The following is a 2,433-nucleotide window of genomic DNA, read 5'->3' on the forward strand; positions in this document are numbered from 1 at the left end:
TCGAGGATCAGGCCGAGTTTCTGACCATCAACCACCATGTCGCCCTTCATGCCTTCCTCGACCATGTAGTCCAGGGTCGCCTTGTCCGGAGTGAAGCCGTCCGGGCCGCAGATTTCGCAGCGCAGGGCCAGGCCCAGGCCATCGACGTCGCCGATGATCGGGAAGCGCTTTTGCAGCTCTTGCAGGCCGGCCAGGAAGTATTTGCCCTTGGCCATGACCATTGCGCCGTAGTCGACTTCGCTGGTCATCTTGAACATTTCCAGGCCTACCGCGGTGCCCAACGGGTTGGACGCGAAGGTGGAGTGAGTGGAGCCTGGCGGGAAGATCTTAGGGTTGATCAACTCTTCCTTGGCCCAGATGCCGCCCAGCGGGTTCAGGCCGTTGGTCAATGCCTTGCCGAAGACGATCACGTCCGGCTTGACGTCGAAGTGTTCGATCGACCACAGCTTGCCGGTACGCCAGAAGCCCATCTGGATTTCGTCGACAACCATCAGGATGCCGTGCTGGTCGAGGACCTGTTTGAGCTCGCTGTAGAAGTTCATCGGCGGGATCACGTAGCCGCCGGTGCCCTGGATCGGCTCGACGTAGAAGGCGGCGTATTCGCTCTGGCCGACTTTCGGGTCCCACACACCGTTGTATTCGGTTTCGAACAGACGGGCGAACTGCTGCACGCAGTGGCTGCCGTATTCTTCCTTGGTCATGCCTTTAGGGCCGCGGAAGTGGTACGGGAACGGGATGAAGTTGGCGCGCTCGCCGAAGTGGCCATAGCGACGACGGTAGCGGTAGCTCGAAGTGATCGACGAAGCGCCAAGGGTACGGCCGTGGTAGCCGCCTTCGAAGGCGAACATCAGGCTCTTGCCGTTGGTGGCGTTACGCACCACCTTCAGGGAGTCTTCGATGGACTGCGAACCGCCCACGTTGAAGTGCACACGACCGTCGAGGCCGAATTTTTTCTTGGCGTCGACTGCGATCATTTCCGACAGCTCGATCTTGCCTTTGTGCAGGTACTGGCTGGCGATTTGCGGGAGGGTGTCGATCTGCTGCTTCAGCGCGTTGTTCAGGCGTGGGTTGGCGTAACCGAAGTTAACGGCCGAGTACCACATTTGCAGGTCGAGGTAAGCCTGGTCTTCGGTGTCCCACACGTAGGAGCCTTCGCAGCGGCTGAAAATGCGCGGCGGGTCGATGTAGTGAACGGTGTCGCCGTAGGAGCAGTACTTGGCTTCTTTATCCAGAAGAACCTGGTCTTCTGCGGTAGCGATGCGGATATCAGACATGGTGGAAGAGTTCCTGATTGTCGGAAGAGGTGCTGAAGGAGGTGGCGTTGGCGGCGATGCCCTGAGGCAGCTTGGCCAGCAATGCCGGCAGTTCGGCGAAGGTGTCGAACCGCGCGTAAGGGATGTTGTTGGTTTCGCAGTAGTCGGCCAGGCTGGCCTTGGCGAAGACGAAGTCGGCGGTGGAGGCCACGCACATGTCGGACTTGCCGTCGCCGATCACCAGCACGCGCTTGTTGCGCGGCGTGGACTTGCACTTGCAGTTGCCGGAGGCGGCACGGCAGGCGTCGCTGGCATACGGGAAGTCGATGCGCCAGCTGTTCTGGTCGACCTGGCGCAGGCGGTTGGCGAGGATCGGCAGCAAGGTCACGTAGTTGCGCGACAGAATCCGCGCGATGCCTTGTTCGATGCCATCGCTGACCACTTCAATGGAAGCGCCCAGGCCCATGACATGGTCGACGAAGTCCGGGAAGTCCGGGTCGATCTCGACGCTGTCGAAATACGCCAGCAACTCGGCCGGGGTCGCCTTGATCAGCGCCAGTTGACGGCTCAGGCATTCGCGCGAACCGATGTGCCCATCCAGCCATTCCTGCTCGATGGTTTCCCACTCGGGGCCGGCGAAGCGTTGGAGGACGTTGTCGATGACGTCGGTAGGGGTGATGGTCCCGTCGAAGTCACACACGATATGCCAGTGGATCATCTGCATTTACCTATGAAGTAGGAGCGCGCTGTTGCGCTTGCAGAGTGCTAGAGCATGGACTGTGCCAAGTGCTCGCCCCCCCTGTTTTCAAAGGGTTTGGCGGGTATTTGCATTTGGTTGTGTCGGAACTGGCTACAATTTTTGTAGCTTGCTACAACCTAGATGAGTGCTTGCCTAAGGTCGGGTGTTTGCGCGTTCATGCGCGCATGTTCACAAAAGGAAATGGCTCCATGTTCAGGGTTACTTTTGCTGTATTCACCGGTTTGCTGGGGCTGTGGGGCGTTTGCGGCGCTGCGCTGGCGGACGGAATTACCGGTGAAGCCGGCGCAGGCGTCAGCTATCAGCCCCACGATCCGACGGGCAGCCGCTACGAAACGCGGCCGATCCCGTATTTCGATCTGGATTGGGGGAGTGTCAGCCTGGGTACCGACGATGGGCTGACCTGGAGTGCGCTCAATACCA

Annotated in this window: 2 protein-coding genes and 1 pseudogene; 1 reads left to right on the forward strand and 2 read right to left on the reverse strand. The window is 59.8% G+C overall.

Going from position 1 to position 2,433, the window contains the following annotated elements; translation table 11 throughout:
• On the reverse strand, positions 1-1,274 hold a 1,274-nt coding region (locus HX786_RS30490; RefSeq protein WP_178913028.1), incomplete at its 3' end, for an aspartate aminotransferase family protein.
• Positions 1,267-1,971, reverse strand: a complete 705-nt coding sequence (locus HX786_RS30495) for an MtnX-like HAD-IB family phosphatase (RefSeq protein ID WP_008435530.1) — start codon at positions 1,969-1,971, stop codon at positions 1,267-1,269. The genes HX786_RS30495 and HX786_RS30490, both read right to left, overlap by 8 nt.
• A gap of 230 nt (positions 1,972-2,201) precedes the next feature.
• Between HX786_RS30495 and HX786_RS30500 the strand changes: the two are divergent.
• Positions 2,202-2,433: pseudogene (locus HX786_RS30500) on the forward strand (MipA/OmpV family protein); the annotation flags it as partial.

This window comes from Pseudomonas sp. 21615526, assembly GCF_013386245.1.
GTDB lineage: Bacteria > Pseudomonadota > Gammaproteobacteria > Pseudomonadales > Pseudomonadaceae > Aquipseudomonas.

Coding starts and splice junctions, on each gene's coding strand:
- HX786_RS30495 (WP_008435530.1), bottom strand. CDS start 1,971: ATGATCCACTGGCATATCGTGTGTGACTTCGACGGGACCATCACCCCT.